The organism is Streptomyces triticagri, from assembly GCF_003429565.1.
GTDB lineage: Bacteria > Actinomycetota > Actinomycetes > Streptomycetales > Streptomycetaceae > Streptomyces > Streptomyces triticagri.
In genome coordinates, this window is the sequence record NZ_QUAK01000239.1 from 63,177 (window position 1) to 79,100 (window position 15,924).

Sequence of the window (15,924 nt, forward strand, 5' to 3'; positions counted from 1 at the left end):
CACCCCTCCTGCCCGCACAGCAGTCCGCTATGCGTCCCGCCCCGGACTCAACCGCGCGATCCGCCGCCGCAGTTGCTCGCGCTCCGGCTCGGTGCCTGCCAGTTCGAGGGATTGGCCGTACGCCGTGAGTGCCTCGGCCGGCCGGCCCAGGCGCTCGAGCAGCTCGCCCCGCGCCGCCTGGTACGGGTGATGGCCGCGCAGCTGCGGTGCGTCCGCCAGGGCGTCCAGCAGGGCGAGCCCCGCGGCCGGACCGTCCCGCATCGCCACCGCGACCGCCCGGTTCAGCTCCACCACCGGCGAAGGGGCGAGCGCGCCGAGCACCTCGTACAGGGCCACGATCTGCGGCCAGTCGGTGCCCGCCACGTCGGACGCCTCGTCGTGCAGCGCCGCGATCGCCGCCTGCACCCCGTACGGACCGGGTGCACCTCCGCTGAGCGCCGTCACCACCAGCGCCGAACCCTCCTCGATCATCGGCCGGTCCCAGCGGCCGCGGTCCTGGTCGTCCAGAAGAACCAATGCTCCGTCCGGCCCCGTGCGCGCATCCCGCCGCGCGTGCACCAGCAACATCAGCGCGAGCAGGCCGGCCACCTCACGCTCGGCGGGCATCAGCCGGCGCAGGATCCGGGCCAGCCGGATCGCCTCCTCCGCCAGATCGAGCCGCTGCAACTCCGGCCCCGAACTGGCCACATAGCCCTCGTTGAACACGGAGTACACCGCCTGCAGCACCCCGGGCAGCCGCTCCGGCAGCTCGTCGGCCCCGGGCACCCGGAACGGTATCCGCGCCTCCCGGATCTTCTTCTTGGCCCGGACGATCCGCTGCGCCATCGTCGCCACCGGCACCAGAAAGGCCCGCGCCACCTCCGGAGTGCCGAGTCCGGCCAGACAGCGCAGCATCAGGGCGGTGCGGTCCTCCGCCGCGAGCGCGGGATGCGCACAGGTGAAGAACAGCTGGAGCCGGTCGTCCGGCAGCTCACCGGCCGTGTCGGCGGCGGGCACCGGATCCGCCCGTTCCGCCTCCACCTGCAGCTCCGCGAGCCGGGCTGCGTAGGTCCGGTCGCGGCGCAGCCGGTCCACGGCCTTGCGGCGCGCGGTGGTCAGCAGCCAGGCGCCGGGCCTGGACGGCACGCCCTCGACCGGCCAATGCACCAGCGCCGCCTCGACGGCCTCCGAGGTCACCTCCTCGGCCAGGTCCAGGTCGCCGAAGCGCGCCACCAGGGAGGCCAGGAGGCGGCCGCGCTCCTCGCGGAACACGGACTCCACCCAGGCCCCGGCCTCCCGTGCGGCGGGCTCCGACCCCGGCACGGTCAGGCCCCGAAGTCCGCGACCGGCCGCACCACGACCGAGCCGCTGCCGCGCGCTCCCGGGCACCGGGCCGCCCAGTCGAGGGCGGCGTCCAGGTCCGGCACGTCGATGACATAGAACCCGCCGACCACCTCACGGCTCTCGGCGAACGGCCCGTCCGTCACGGTCCGCCGGCCCTCGCCGTCGACCTTCACCGTGGTCGCCGTCACCAGGTCCGCGAGGGACTCGCCGGACACCAGGATCCCGGCGTCCCGCACATCCTTGTCGTAGGCCATCCAGTCGGCGGGGGTGCAGCCCTCCGCATTGCCGTCGTCGCCCGGAACTCCGTTGATCAGCATCATGTACTTCATGGTCTCGCTCCTGTTCGGCTGTCCTGCGGTCGTACGGCGGGCTGCCGTACATGATGACGACGAACGGGACACCGCCCGATCGACAGGCCCGCGGAAAATTCTTCCGGGAAATCTCCGCGCCGCCCCTCGAACCACGAAACCCCAGGTCACGACGATGGTCGTGTCCGTAAAGTCCTGCACGGCACTCGCGGCGCCCGGCACGCACTCTCGCCGCACCGGCCGAAAGCCCAAGTACGTCCAGTACGAGGGCTTCCGGCCGGCACGCCGAGAGCACGCACCGGACACCGCGAGCACCGCACAGGACTTTACGGACACGACCACGGGCCCGGGCCTGCCCCCACGCAGGTCCGGGCCCGAAGGCCGGGGCGCCGGCGGCTACCCGGCGGAAGCCGGCCGCACCGTCACGTCCGCGGCCCGCACGAACGCCACCCGGTGCCCGAACTGGATCTCGTAGTACGTGTCCTTGCCGCGCACCACCTGGTGGCCCTTGGTGTCGAAGACCGGCGAGTAGTAGTACTCACCGGGCACCCGCTTGCCCGCCGCGTACTTCTGGCCGGCGAGCAGTTTGTACGGCAGCGGCGAGACCTCTTGAGGCTCGATGCCCTTCGGGTACGCCTCCTTCTCCGGGTAGGCGCGGCCGTAGACCGGGACGTCCGCGCGGCCCTTCTTCGGGGTGATCACCAGGCCGCTCGCGTCCACCGCGGTCGGCTGCTTGTGCGGGTTGTGGAACCAGGCCTTCTGGCCCAGGTACCAGATGGCCGTCCAGTCGCCCTTGCGGTCGGCGACCGCGTACTTCTGCCCGGTCGAGACCCGCGAGCCCAGGTCGTTCACATCGATCGTGGAGTCCTCGCCGCCCGGCCGCAGGCCGATGTCCTTGACCAGCGGGGCGTCGCCGCTCGGCTCGGTGTGCAACCGCACCGCGCTGGATCCGTGCGCGGCGCAGTCCTCGCCCGCCTTGTCGCAGCCGGTGTACTTCGGCCGGTGCTTGTCGTACTCCGGAAGCACGGTCACCAGTCCGCCGTCCGGACCGGCCGTGCGGTGGAAGGGCTTGCCGAGCAGGGTGAAGTAGTGCTGCCAGTCCCAGTACGGGCCCGGGTCGGTGTGCATGCCCGGAATGGTCTCGGTGGTCGTGCCGGGCACCGTGTCGTGGCCGAGGATGTGCTGCCGGTCCAGCGGCACGTCGTACTTCTTCGAGAGGTGCTTCACCAGGCGGGCCGAACTGCGGTACATGGCCTCCGTGTACCAGGCGTCCGGGTCGGTGAGGAAACCCTCGTGCTCCAGGCCGATCGACTTGGCGTTCACGTACCAGTTGCCCGCGTGCCAGGCGACGTCCTTGTTGTTCACGTGCTGAGCGATGTGCCCGTCGGTGGAACGCAGGGTGTACTGCCAGGAGACGTACTCCGGGTCCTGCACCAGCTTCAGAGTGGTGTCCCAGCTGCCCTCGGTGTCGTGCACCACGATGTAGTCCACGGACTGGTCCTTCGGCCGGTCCGCCTTGTCGTGGTTGCCGTAGTCGTCGTCGCCGAACTCCTCGTACGGCGCCGGGATCCACTCGCAGGACACGGTGCGCGGGCAGTCCGCAGGACCGGCGGCCGCGCGGCGCAGACCGAGGCCCTTCAGCTGGTCGGCGTCCGGCGCGAGGCCCGGCTCTGCGGGCACCGCGACCCGCTGGCCCTCGTCCGTGGTCCGCTGCTCGCCGTCGCGGATCACGGCGAACACCTCGTTGGCGTACGTGGCCGCCGTGGCACGGTCGTCCGCTCCGGAGAAGCGGGCCACCGCCCCGTACCAGTCCGCCGGATCCTCGCTCGTCCCGCCGCCCGCGCGGCGCTGCGCGTCCGCGAGCAGGGCGGCGCCACCGCGGATGTTCGCCGCGGCATCGTCACGCAGCCGCTCGGCCGGCAGACCGGTCAACTCGGCGGCCTTCAGCAGGGTCTTGAGCCGGGCCGGCAGCTCGGACGGTGCCGGCGGCGCCGCGTGCTCGACCTCCTTCACGGACCGCGAGCCGTCACCGCGCGGGTCCTCGGCGCCCTCCGCGTGGTGCCCGGCCGACTCGGCGAGCGCGGTGCTCGCATCCGTCAGATGCATCGGCCCGTAGCCGCCGCTCACGCTCGCCGCACCCTCGTGCGTGTCCCAGCGCGACTGCAGATACGACACACCGAGCAGCACGCTCTGCGGCACCTCGTACTCCGCGGCGGCACGCGCGAATGCGTCCTGCAGCCGGCCGCCGGACTCCGCGTCGTCGGCCGGCGCCGACGGCGCCGCGGCCATCAGCGGCAGCAACAGCGCTCCGGACGCCACCGCGACCAGCGTCCGCCGGAGCCGTCTGGAAGTGGGGGTGGACGGGTCGAGGTCGGATCCTGGCAAGGCAGCCTCCTGGGGCGGTCGAGCGCGATGGGGCGTGCGGGGCCGAACGTGGGTCAGTGGTACCGGCTCTCCGACGATCCGTCAATCATGCCCAGGAACAGGGGATTTCCCATGTCAGCCGGTGTGCGTGCGGCTTTCTGCCGCGCACCCGCGCCGCCTGCGACGCGTCAGTGGAATGGACCAATGGGGGCCGCTGAACAGGCAGAACGCCCCGCCCCCGATCCCCGCCGCGCGATCAGGGCGCGGAACCGGCCAGGACCCGGTCCACCTGTTCGGGGGACAGCGCGTGTTCGATCGCGAGGATGCCCGCACCGAGCGCCGCCGCGTTCTGTCCCGTACGGCTCGGCTCGATCCGCAGCACATGCGTGGCGAGCGGATGCGAGCGCCGGTATACCGCCTCCCGCACCCCCGCGAGCAGCTGGTCGTGCACCGCGGCGAGCGCGCCGCCGAGGACCACCGTGTCCGGATTGAAGAAGTTCACCAGGCCCGCGAGCACCTCGCCGACGGCCCGCCCCGCCTCGCGCACCATGCGCACCGCGTCCCGGTTCCCGGACTTCACCAGGCGGACGACGTCCTGCCCCGAGGCCGCGTCCAGACCGAGCCCGGACAGCCGGGCGGCGATCGCCTGGCCCGACGCCACCGACTCCAGACAGCCCACATTGCCGCAGCGGCACGGCTGTTCCTCGTCGCCCACCCGGATGTGCCCGATGTCGCCGGCGCTGCCCTGCGCGCCCCGGTGCAGCCGGCCGTCCGCCACGATGCCGCAGCCGATGCCCGTACCGACCTTGATGTACAGCAGATAGCCCGTCTCCGGGAAGGCGCGGCGCTGCTCGGCGAGCGCCATCACATTCACGTCGTTGTCCACCAGGGCGCGCGCCCCGAGACGGTCCGCGAAGAACTCCGGAATGGGGTACTGGTGCCAGCCCGGCATGATCGGCGGATCCACCGGACGGCCGGTGGAGAACTCGACCGGCCCCGGCACACCCACCCCGATCGACTTGAGGGTGCCCGGGTCGCGGCCCGCCTCGCCGAGCAACTCGTGCAGCGTGCGCTCCACATGGCCGAGCACCGACGCCGGACCGTCCGCGATCGACAGCGGATCCTCGCGCACCGCGACCAGTTCGCCGCCGATGTCCATCAGCGCGACCCGGCAGTGCGAGGCACCGAGGTCCACGCCCGCCACCGCATGCTCACGGGTCCGCAACTGCAGCCGGCGCGGCGGACGGCCGCCCGTCGACCCGCCGTCCGCATTGTCCTCGTCGACGAAACCGTGGGCGATCAGAGCATCCACGCGCTGGGACACCGTGGAACGGGCCAGACCGGTCAGACGGGCTATGTCGGCCCGGGTGGCGGCCGCCCCCGAACCGATCAGGGCCAGCACCTCGCCCGGCGAGAAGGGGCCGGAGGGCGCGTACTCGGGCGCGGCAGACATGCGGGCCACTGTAGGGATCACTTCCGCTGCTCACAAGGCCGATGCTGTTCGCCCGTCGACATAACTCAGGGTCAATTGCGTTGTACGGACTGCCGCTTGAACCCTTGACAGGCCAAAGCCGGGGCAGCACATTGCTCGGCAGACCGCTGCCGAAGGAGCCGCACGCATGCCGGCCTTGCTGACGATGCGCAATGTGTCCAAGAGCTTCCTGGGAGTACGAGTCCTCAGCGATGTGTCCCTCGACCTCGAGGCGGGCGAGGTGCACGCGCTGGTGGGGGAGAACGGTGCGGGCAAGTCCACCCTGATGAAGGTCCTCGCAGGTGAGCACACCCCGGACTCCGGCACCATCCGGATCGACGGGACCGAGCACTCCTTCAGCCATCCGTCGCAGGCCCAGGCCGCCGGAATCGGCATCATCCACCAGGAGTTCGCCCTGCTCCCGCACCGCACCGTCGCCGAGAACGTCTTCCTCGGCCGCGAACCGGTACGCCGCGGCCGCGTCGACCGCCGCGCCATGGAGGAGCGCACCGCCCAACTCCTCACCGAACTCGGCGAACACGGCATCACCCCGCGCACCTACGTCCACGACCTGTCCGTGGCCCGCCAGCAGACCGTCGAGATCGTCAAGGCCCTGGTGGGCCGTGCCTCCCCGAAGGACCCGGGCGCCTCGGACGTACGCGTCCTGGTGATGGACGAACCCACCGCACCGCTCGCCGACCACGAGGTCTCGCTGCTGCACGACCTGGTCCATCGGCTCACCGACCGCGGACTCGGCATCCTCTACATCTCGCACCGCCTGCGCGAGGTCTTCGACCTCTCCCGCCGCATCACCGTCCTCAAGGACGGCCGGCACATCACCACCGTGCCCACCGCCGAGACCGACACCGACCAGGTGGTGCGCGCCATGGTCGGCCGTGAACTCGGCACCTACTACCCGCCGCGCGCCCGCCCCGAGGAGATCGGCGACGCCGCCCTCACCGTCCGCGGCGCGGGCAACACCCGCATCAACGGCATCGATCTGGACCTCCGGGCCGGCGAGGTCACCGGCATCGCAGGGCTGCAGGGATCCGGCCGCACCTCACTCGCCCGCGCCCTGTTCGGGGCCGCACCCTTCACCGAAGGCACCATGACCGTCGCCGGACGCACCCTGCGGCCCGGCAGCCCCCGGCAGGCCATCCGGGCCGGCATCGCCCTGGTCACCGAGGACCGCAAGGCCGAGGGCCTCGCCCTGCGCCAGTCCATCCGCGACAACGCCCTGCTCGTCACCCGCGCCGTCCACGCCCGCGGCCGGCCACCCGCGGGCCGCGCCCTCACCGGCCTGCTCGAACGCGTCACCCTGCAGTCCCGCGGCGAGGACCAGCAAGCCCGCTATCTCTCCGGAGGCAACCAGCAGAAGGTCGTCATCGCCAAATGGCTCGCCGCGGGACCCCGCGTACTGCTCTTCGACGAACCCACCAGGGGCGTCGACGTCGGCGCCAAGTCCGCCATCCACACCCTCGTACGCGAACTCGCCCGCGACGGCCTCGCCGTCCTGATCGTGTCGTCCGAACTGCCCGAACTCATCGGCATGAGCGACCGGATCCTGGTCATGGCCGACGGGCGTCTCGCGGGTGAACTCCCCGCGGGCGCCGACGAGGAGGACATCATGCGCCTGGCCACCGGCGGCGACCGGCGGGAGGACGCCGTATGACCGACACCGCACTCGCCCCACCGCAGCCCCCCGTCAAGCACTCCGCGGTCCGCGCCTCCCGGCTCACCGACCCGGCCGTCGGAGTGTGGCTCGCCGCCCTCGCCGTCACCCTGCTCGGCTGGCTCGTGGTCACCCTGGACGGCGGCACCTTCTTCAGCCGCGCCAACATCGTTGTCATCCTGTCCAACTGCGTCGCGCTCGGACTCGTCGCCGTGGGACAGACCGCCGTCATCCTCACCGGATCACTCGATCTGTCCGTCGCGTACCTGATCGGACTCGGCACCCTGGTGGCAGCCGAGACCATGGAGAGCGGCAGCGTCTTCGGCGCGATCCTCATGGTGCTCGCCCTGTCCGCCGCCGTCGGACTCGCCAACGGCCTGGTCGTCACCGGCCTCAAGGTGAACGCGTTCATCGCCACCCTCGGCACCGGATTCATCCTGCGCGGCTGGATCGAGGACAACTACACCGGGCCCGCGGGCAAGGTCCCCGCCTCCTTCCAGCGACTCGGCTACGACCGCATCGGGCCGGTGCCCGTCTCGGTGTTCCTGCTCGTCGCCGTCGCCCTCGCCCTGTGGGTGCTGCTGAAGCACACCCGCCTCGGCCACCACATGTACGCCACCGGCGGCGACGAACACGCCGCCCGGCTCTCCGGCGTACGCACCCGCCGCACCGTGGTCCTCGCCCACGTGCTGTGCTCGCTCTGCGTCGGAGCCGCCGCCCTGTTCCTCGCCTCCCGGCTCGGCGCCGGCGCACCCTGGGCGGGCACCGAGGCACGCTACGACCTCGAGTCGATCGCCGCCGTCGTCCTCGGCGGCACCGTCCTCGCCGGCGGACGCGGAGGAGTGGCCGGCACCCTCGGCGGCGTCCTGGTGCTCGCCGTGCTCGACAGCGTCTTCAACCAGCTGTCCGTCGACCCCTTCTTCAAGAACGTCGTCCGCGGCGTCGTCATTATCGCGGCGGTCGCGCTCTACGCCCGGCGCGGCAGCAGGAGGTCCGCATGACCACGACCGCCGACGCCACAACAGCCAACCAGCCCGCCCCGCACCGGCGGATCGCCGCCGCACTCGGCACCGGCGCCCCCGTCTACGGCCTGCTCGTCGTCCTGCTCCTCGCCCTGGCCCTCACCGACCCCGGCTTCTACGAACCCGACCGCTTCCTCGCCTTCGTCAAACGCGCCGCACCCCTGGTGATCCTCGCCGCCGGCCAGTATCTGGTCATCGTCAGCGGCGAGTTCGACCTGTCCGTGGGTGCGATCGTCACCGCCGGGGTGGTCGTCGCCGCCGAGCTGTACGGCTCGTTCCCGGAAGCCGCCTGGCTGGTCGTCACCCTGGCGCTGCTGCTCGGCGGCGCCGTCGTCGGGCTGGTCAATGGCCTGATCAGTACGGCCCTGAGAGTCCCCTCGTTCATCACCACCCTCGGCATGATGCTGATCCTGGAGGGCGCCGTCTTCTACTGGACGGGCGGCTCCCCGCACGGCTCGCTGCCCGAGGGCTTCCGCGCGCTCGGCCGCGGCACCGCCTTCGGCTGGCTGCCCTGGGCCGTACTCGCCTGCCTGGCCGCCGGAGGCCTCGCATTCTGGCTGATGCGCTCCGACTTCGGCCGCACCCTGATCGCCACCGGCGACAGCGAACGCACCGCCGCCCTCGCCGGCGTACGCGTGCACCGCGTCCGCATCATCGCCTTCGTGCTGTCCGGCGTCGCCGCAGCCCTCGCCGCCGTCCTGGTCGGCGGCTTCTCCGGAGTCTCCGCCCAGGCGGGCCGCGGCCTTGAGTTCGAGGCCATCACCGCCGTCGTGCTCGGCGGCGTGGTGCTCGGCGGCGGACGCGGATCCGTGGTCGCCGCCATGGCCGGGGCGTTCAGCCTGCAGGCCCTGTTCACCCTGCTCAATCTGCAGGGCGTCTCCGGCGCCCTGGAGTCCACCGTCCAGGGCTTCATCGTCATCGCCGCCGTCGGACTCGGAGCCGCCGACTTCTCCCGGCTGCGCCGCCGCCGTCACTCTTCACCGGGAGGAACCCCCTCATGAACCGCAGACGTCTGCTCGTGCCGGCCGCCGCCCTGTGCGCGGGGGCGCTGCTCGCCTCCTGTTCCAGCGACGCGCCGCCCGACTCGCCGGCCGGCGCCTCGAAGAGCGCGGACACGTCCGACGGCAAGGACTCCAAGTTCTTCGAACAGGCCGAGTACGACCGGCAGATGAAGCTCATGGACACCGAACCCGAGGGACCGGACGCCAAGCCCTGGGAGCAGATGCTCGAACCCGAGATGACGGACACCGCCGAGTACAAGAAGAAGGGCTCGGGCGGCACCCACCTCTGCTTCTCCAACGCCGGCGTATTCAACCCCTGGCGCCAGGTCGGCCTCAAGACCATGAAGGCCGAGGTGAAACAGCACAAGGAGATCACCAAGTTCACCGAGCTCGACGCGCAGGGCAAGGACGACAAGCAGATCTCCGACATCCAGGAGCTCACCGGCAAGGGCTGCGATGCCCTGATCGTCTCGCCCAACACCACCGCGACCCTGACCCCCGCGGTCAAGGAGGCCTGCGGGAAGGTGCCCGTCATCGTCTTCGACCGCGGTGTCGAGACGGACTGCGCGGTCACCTTCGTCAACCCCATCGGCGGATACGCCTACGGGGCCGTCGCCGCCGACTTCCTCGTCGACAAGGTCAAACCCAAGGGCAAGATCCTCGCCCTGCGCATCTCGCCCGGCGTGGACGTACTGGAGAACCGCTGGTCGGCCGCGAAGGTCGCCTTCGACAAGAGCGAACTCGACGTGGTGGACGTCAAGTTCACCGACGGCGACACGTCCAAGGCCAAGTCGATCGTCGCCGACGCCATCTCCCGGCACGGACAGATCGACGGCGTCTGGATGGACTCCGGAGCCACCGCCGTCGCGGCCGTCGAGGCATTCGAGGACGCCGGCGTCGACGTACCGCCCATCACCGGCGAGGACCAGCAGGACTTCCTCGAGGCCTGGAAGGACAAGAAGCTCACCGCCATCGCTCCCGCCTACCCGACCTTCCAGTGGCGCACCCCGGTGATCGCCGCACTGCGGATCCTGGACGGCAAGCAGGTCCCCAAGGAGTGGAAGCTCCCGCAGCCCACCGTCACCCAGGACACCCTCGACACCTACCTCGAGGACGGCATGCCGCCGCTGCACTACGCCATGTGCGGCTGCGACAAGATGCCGGGATTCCCCGAGGCGTGGGGAGGCAAGAAGTGACCCGGCAGCACACGGCCATCGGCGCCAACCCCTGGATCTGGCACTCACCCGTCGCCGGTGCCGCGCTCGCCGAAACACTGCCGCGCCTGGCCGGCTGGGGCTTCGACTGCGTGGAACTCCCGCTGGAGGGGCCCACGGACTGGGAACCCGAGGAGACCGTCAAGCTCCTGGACGCCACCGGACTCGACGCCGCCGCCGTCATCGCCGTCCTCGCGCCCGGCCGCGACCTCGTCCGCACCGACCCCGCCACCGTACGGCGCACCCAGGACTATCTGCGCCGCTGCATCGACTCGGCCCAGGCGGTCGGCGCCCCCGTCGTCGCGGGCCCGGTGTACGCGGGCGTCGGACGCACCTGGCGGATGGACGAGATCGAACGCGCCGCGACGGTCGACGAATGGCGCACTCACATCACGCCGGTCGTCGACCACGCCAGGCAGGCCGGCGTACGCATCGGGGTCGAGCCGCTCAACCGGTACGAGACCAGCGTCTTCAACACCGTGACGCAGACCGCCGAGGCCATCGCACCGCTGCCCGCCGACGGCATCGGCGTCGCGCTGGACACGTACCACCAGAACATCGAGGAACGCTCCCTGCCCGATGCGGTACGTGCCGCGGCGGGGCGCATCGCCCATGTGCAGGTGTGCGCCAACGACCGCGGCACGCCCGGCGCCGACCACCTCGACTGGACCGGATTCCTGCGCGCACTGCGGCAATCCGGCCACCAAGGCCCGCTGTGCATCGAGTCGTTCACCGCGCACAACGACACCATCGCCGTGGCCGCCTCCGTATGGCGCCCACTGGCCGAGACCCAGGACGCCATCGCCACCGAAGGCCTCGGCTTCCTGCGCCGCGTACTCGAGGAGGTCTGACGGCTCCTCGGCGACCCGGCGACCCGGCGACGCCATGACTTCCGGCACCCCGAACTTCCGGCACCCGCACGTCCGTCACCCGACCAGAGAGGATCATCATGAGCTGTCATGCTCGTGACATACCGGCCGGTGGCCCGCGAAGAGCCATCGTCGCCGTGCTTGCGGCGCTGTTCATGATCGCCGCCGGAGCCGTACCGGCCACCGCAGCCGACTGGGACGCGGGACAGCAGGCACCCGGCTTCCGCGCCCTGCTCTTCACCAAGGCCGTCGGCTACGTCCACGACTCCATCCCGGACGGCATCGAGATGTTCAAGGAGGAGGCCGCCGAGAACGACTTCGAGGTGGTCGAGACCGACGACTCCTCGGTGTTCTCCGAGGAGAAACTCAAGGACTTCGACGTCATCGTGATGCTGCAGAACTCCGGGATGGTGTGGGACACCCAGGAGCAGCGCGACGCGATGCAGTCCTACGTCGAGAGCGGCAAGGGCATCGTCGCCATCCACAACACCCTCGACATGGGCGTCGAGGAGGAGTTCCCCTGGTGGGACGACACCATCAACGGCGGCGTCCACATGCCCACCCACTCCCCGGGCGTGCTGCAGGGCACCGCCAAGGTCGCCGACCGCGTCCACCCCTCCACCAAGGGCCTGCCCGAACGCTGGGAGCGCGCCGAGGAGTGGTACAACTTCGACGCCAACCCCCGTGGCGACGTGCACGTCCTGGTCAGCGCCGACGAGACCACCTACGACCCGGGCGACGACGCGATGGGCGCCGACCACCCCATCTCCTGGTGCCGCAGCACCCAGGGCGGCAAGGTCTGGGCCACCGCCATGGGCCACGACAAGGCCGCCTACACCGAAGAGGCCTTCCGCGACCATGTGGTGGGCGGCGTCAAATGGGCCGCGGGCAACGAACCGGGTGATTGCGGAGGCACGGTCTGGGGCGGCTACGAGAAGGTCGCACTCGACGACAACACCGCCGACCCCATGGAGCTCGACGTCGCCCAGGACGGCAAGGTCTACTACGCCCAACGCGCCGGCGAGGTACAGGTCTTCGACCCGAAGTCCCACTCCACCACCACCGCGGGCAAGCTCGACGTCTACACCGGCGGCGAGGACGGTCTGGTCGGCATGGAGCTCGATCCGAAGTTCACCGAGAACAACTGGATCTATCTCTACTACGCCCCCGCCGGCAGCGAGGAGGACATCAACCGCCTCTCCCGCTTCACCCTGAAGGACGACAAACTCGACCTCGACAGCGAGAAGAAGCTGATCGACGTACCCGCCTACCGGGACCGCACCTTCCCCGAACCAGGACACACCGGCGGCGCAGTCGAGTTCGGCCCAGACGGCACCCTCTACCTGTCCACCGGCGACGACACCCCGCCGAACCTCGACCCCGACTGGCAGGGCTACGCCCCCATCGACTGGCGCGAGGGCAAGGAGATGCTGGACGCCGCCCGTACCGCGGGCAACACCAACGACCTGCGCGGCAAGATCCTGCGCATCAAGCCCCAGGACGACGGCGGCTACACGGTCCCGGAGGGCAACCTCTTCGAGGAGGGCACCGACAAAACCCGCGCTGAGATCTACGCCATGGGCTTCCGCAACCCCTTCCGCTTCACCGTCGACCAGAAGACCGGATACGTCCACGTCTCCGACTACGGACCCGACCGCGGCGCACCCGAGACCGAACGCGGCCCCGAGGGCCTGGTCGAGTACAACGTCATCAAGAAGCCCGGCAACTTCGGCTGGCCCTTCTGCCACGGCAACAACCAGGCCTACGCCCCTTACGATCCCGACACCGGCGAGGTCGGCGACAAGTTCGACTGCGACAAGCCCACCAACCCCTCGCCCAACAACACCGGTCTCGAAGAACTGCCCCCGCTGCAGCAGCCCGAGATCTGGTACGGCTACGACGAGTCGAAGGAGTTCCCGGAGATGGGCAGCGGCGGCTCCGCGCCGATGAGCGGCCCCGTCTACCGCTACGACAAGGACAACCCCTCCGAGACCAAGTTCCCCGAGTACTACGACGGCGCGAGCTTCTTCTACGAGTGGGCCCGCAACGAGGTCAAGGAGATCCGCTTCGACCAGGACGAAAAGCTCCTGAAGATCAACGACTTCATGTCGACGGCGGACTTCGTCAAACCCATGGACATGACCTTCGGACCGGACGGCTCGCTCTACGTCCTGGAATGGGGCAGCGAGTTCGGCGGCGGCAACAACGACTCCGGGCTCTACCGCATCGACTACGCCCAGGGCCAGCGCATCCCCGTCGCCAAGGCCAAGGCCTCCGCCACCAACGGTCCCGTACCCCTGGAGGTCGACTTCTCCAGCGAAGGCAGTGAGGACCCGGACGGCGATCCGGTCACCCTCGAATGGGACTTCGACGGCGACGGCACCTACGACTCCACGGAGGCGAACCCGAGCCACACCTACACCGAGAAGGGCGACTTCAACGCCCAGCTCAAGGTCACCGACGCCAGCGGCAAGTCCGGATACGCCAACATCCCGATCACGGCAGGCAACACCGCGCCCACCGTGAAGATCGAGACTCCGGTCAACGGCAAGCTCATCGAGTTCGGCGACAAGATCCCGTACAAGGTCACCGTCACCGACCCCGAGGACGGCGAGATCGACTGCTCCAAGGTCACCGTGAACCCGGCGCTCGGGCACGACGACCACGAGCACCCCACGACCGACATCCCCGGCTGTGAGGGCACCGTCGACACCGGTGACCTCGGCGGTCACCCGGAGGGCGCCGACCTGACGTACGTCCTCAACGCCAAGTACACCGACAAGGGAGCCGACGGAACCGGCGAACTCACCGGATACGGGCGCGCGGTGCTGCAGCCCAAGCACAAGCAGGCCGAGTACCACGACGACCAGTCCGGCACCCGCATCGTCTCCCAGGAAGGAGCCGAGAACGGCAAACGCATCGGCGACATCAGCGACGGCGACTGGATCGCCTTCGAGCCGATGAGCGTCGAGGGCGTCGAATCGGTCCAGTACCGGCTCTCGTCACCCAACGGCGTGGGCGCGATCGAACTGCGCGCCGACGCACCCGACGGCAAGCTCCTCGCCACCACCCCCGTACCCAACACCGGGGACTGGGACGCCTACGAGGAGACACCCGCGGTGCCGGTCGAAGCACTGGACGGCAGCCACAAGCTGTACGCGGTCTTCACCTCACCCGAGGACAACGCCTACGACGTGGACACCGTGCAGTTCACCACCTCGTAGCCGGCGACCGCCGTACGGACAGACGACGGGCCCGCGAGGCGCCCCATCCTCGTCCCCATCCCCGACGGAAGGGACGAGACCCCCGGGCGCTTCGCGGGCCGTCGCTCCCCGTCAGCGAGTGCCGACCGCGGCCCGCACGGCCCGTCGGGCCAACCCGCAGTCGTCGTGCAGCCGCCGCAACAACAGGCGCTGCTCCTCGCCGGACGGCGCAGCACCCGGGTGGGCCGAACCCGGTGCCGCCGGGGCCGTGTCACGCATCGTGCGCTGCACCGCCGTCTCATAGGTCCTGATCTCGCGGGTCAGGACCAGCATCAGATTGACCAGGAACGCATCGCGCGCCGCCTGCCCCCTGGACTGCGCGAGCTTGCTGATGTCCCGGCGTGCCCCCGGCGCGTCCCCGAGGACCGACCACAGCGTCGCCAGGTCGTACCCGGGCAGGTACCAGCCGGCGTGCTCCCAGTCGACGAGCACCGCGCCGCCCGCGGGGGAGAGGAGCATGTTGGAAAGGAGGGCGTCGCCGTGGCAGAACTCGCCCGTCCCGCCCGGCCCGGAGGCATGGGCGATGCCGTGCAGAAGCTTCTGCAGATCGCCCAGATCACGGTCGGTAAGGAGGCCCAGCTCGTGGTATCGGGCGATACGGGCGGCATAGTCCAGGGGAGCGCCGAACGTACCGGCCGGCGGGCGCCAGGCGTTCAGCCGGCGGATGGCACCGAGCGCGGTCTGCAGATCGGCGCGCGGCGGGGCCTCGGTGGGGTGGCGCTGCAGAGCCGCCACCCGGCCCGGCATCCGCTCGATCACCAGCGTGCCGTTGTCCGGGTCCGCCGCGATCAGCCGCGGCGCCCGCACCGGCGGCCGGTGCCGGACGAACGCGCGGTAGGCGGCTATTTCGTGCCCGCTCCGCTCCGACCACACCGGGGAGTGATCGAGTAAACACTTGGCCACCGCCGTCGTACGACCTGTCGTGCCGACGATCAGCACCGAGCGTCCGCTGCGCCGCAGCACCTGCACGGGAGTGAACTCGGGGCAGATGCGGTGCACCGAGGCGATGGCGGTGCGCAGTTGGGCGCCCTGCGGGCCGGAGAGGTCGATTCTCCCGCTGAGGGTTTGCGCCCCCGCCCCCGGCATGCGTTTGGTGCGGCCGGCCGCCGCCGGGGACACCTGGCGTGCGGGCGCCGCGGCTCGGGCCGAATCGAGGTAGGGACCGCCGCCCTGTCGCGGGTGGAACGGCCGGGGCGGTGCGGACACGGAGGACGATGCTGTGTACATGGGTGATACAGATCCCTTCGTGCGCCGACGAGTTGCCTTGCGCCGTCCCGCCCGGCGGAGAATCCGGACACCCTGGGGAGTCCCCGGGTATCCGCCGGGCCGGGAAGGCGCACTCCTACCTGACACCGTGTCTCGCATGGCCCTCCACGTAGCGCACCCTGGCGAACCCTGGCGAATAGTCGCTCAGCAT

General features: G+C 70.6%; 11 protein-coding genes. 6 read left to right on the top strand and 5 right to left on the bottom strand.

The features are described 5' to 3' along the window. Positions 1 to 27: 27 nt before the first annotated feature. From DY218_RS33570 to DY218_RS33590, 4 genes are all read right to left on the bottom strand, one after another. Complete coding sequence (locus tag DY218_RS33570) at positions 28 to 1,260, bottom strand: RNA polymerase sigma factor (RefSeq protein WP_233522035.1); 1,233 nt, start codon at positions 1,258 to 1,260, stop codon at positions 28 to 30. 44 nt (positions 1,261 to 1,304) lie between these two features. Further along, positions 1,305 to 1,652, bottom strand: coding sequence for a YciI family protein (locus tag DY218_RS33575; protein WP_128559976.1), 348 nt, complete (start codon positions 1,650 to 1,652; stop codon positions 1,305 to 1,307). A 375-nt stretch (positions 1,653 to 2,027) separates the two neighbouring features. Next, positions 2,028 to 3,959, bottom strand: coding sequence for an N-acetylmuramoyl-L-alanine amidase (locus DY218_RS33585; RefSeq protein ID WP_128560062.1), 1,932 nt, complete (start codon positions 3,957 to 3,959; stop codon positions 2,028 to 2,030). 292 nt (positions 3,960 to 4,251) lie between these two features. Then, positions 4,252 to 5,448 (bottom strand): ROK family transcriptional regulator, encoded by a 1,197-nt coding sequence (locus tag DY218_RS33590; protein ID WP_128559977.1) that lies wholly within the window; start codon positions 5,446 to 5,448, stop codon positions 4,252 to 4,254. A gap of 175 nt (positions 5,449 to 5,623) precedes the next feature. On the opposite strand from DY218_RS33590, the gene DY218_RS33595 reads away from it, so the two are divergent. The 6 genes from DY218_RS33595 to DY218_RS33620 all read left to right on the top strand — a co-directional run bounded on the left by DY218_RS33595 (position 5,624) and on the right by DY218_RS33620 (position 14,468). Next, on the top strand, positions 5,624 to 7,138 hold the full coding sequence (locus tag DY218_RS33595; protein WP_128560063.1) for a sugar ABC transporter ATP-binding protein: 1,515 nt from the start codon (positions 5,624 to 5,626) through the stop codon (positions 7,136 to 7,138). Next, the gene (locus DY218_RS33600) at positions 7,135 to 8,139 is read left to right on the top strand and encodes an ABC transporter permease (RefSeq protein ID WP_128559978.1); all 1,005 of its coding nucleotides are present in this window, start codon (positions 7,135 to 7,137) and stop codon (positions 8,137 to 8,139) included. Before DY218_RS33595 ends, DY218_RS33600 begins: the two co-directional genes overlap by 4 nt. Further along, positions 8,136 to 9,161, top strand: coding sequence for an ABC transporter permease (locus tag DY218_RS33605; protein WP_128559979.1), 1,026 nt, complete (start codon positions 8,136 to 8,138; stop codon positions 9,159 to 9,161). The genes DY218_RS33600 and DY218_RS33605 overlap by 4 nt, the downstream gene beginning before the upstream one ends. After that, positions 9,158 to 10,357: an ABC transporter substrate-binding protein gene (locus tag DY218_RS33610; protein ID WP_128559980.1), complete on the top strand. Its 1,200-nt coding sequence runs from the start codon at positions 9,158 to 9,160 to the stop codon at positions 10,355 to 10,357. Before DY218_RS33605 ends, DY218_RS33610 begins: the two co-directional genes overlap by 4 nt. After that, positions 10,354 to 11,226: a sugar phosphate isomerase/epimerase family protein gene (locus DY218_RS33615; RefSeq protein ID WP_128559981.1), complete on the top strand. Its 873-nt coding sequence runs from the start codon at positions 10,354 to 10,356 to the stop codon at positions 11,224 to 11,226. The genes DY218_RS33610 and DY218_RS33615 overlap by 4 nt, the downstream gene beginning before the upstream one ends. Positions 11,227 to 11,324: 98 nt before the next feature. Further along, the gene (locus DY218_RS33620; RefSeq protein WP_128559982.1) at positions 11,325 to 14,468 is read left to right on the top strand and encodes a ThuA domain-containing protein; all 3,144 of its coding nucleotides are present in this window, start codon (positions 11,325 to 11,327) and stop codon (positions 14,466 to 14,468) included. A 111-nt stretch (positions 14,469 to 14,579) separates the two neighbouring features. Here the strand turns inward: DY218_RS33620 and DY218_RS33625 are convergent, their stop codons facing one another. After that, positions 14,580 to 15,734, bottom strand: coding sequence for an aminoglycoside phosphotransferase family protein (locus DY218_RS33625; RefSeq protein ID WP_128559983.1), 1,155 nt, complete (start codon positions 15,732 to 15,734; stop codon positions 14,580 to 14,582). Positions 15,735 to 15,924 lie beyond the last annotated feature (190 nt).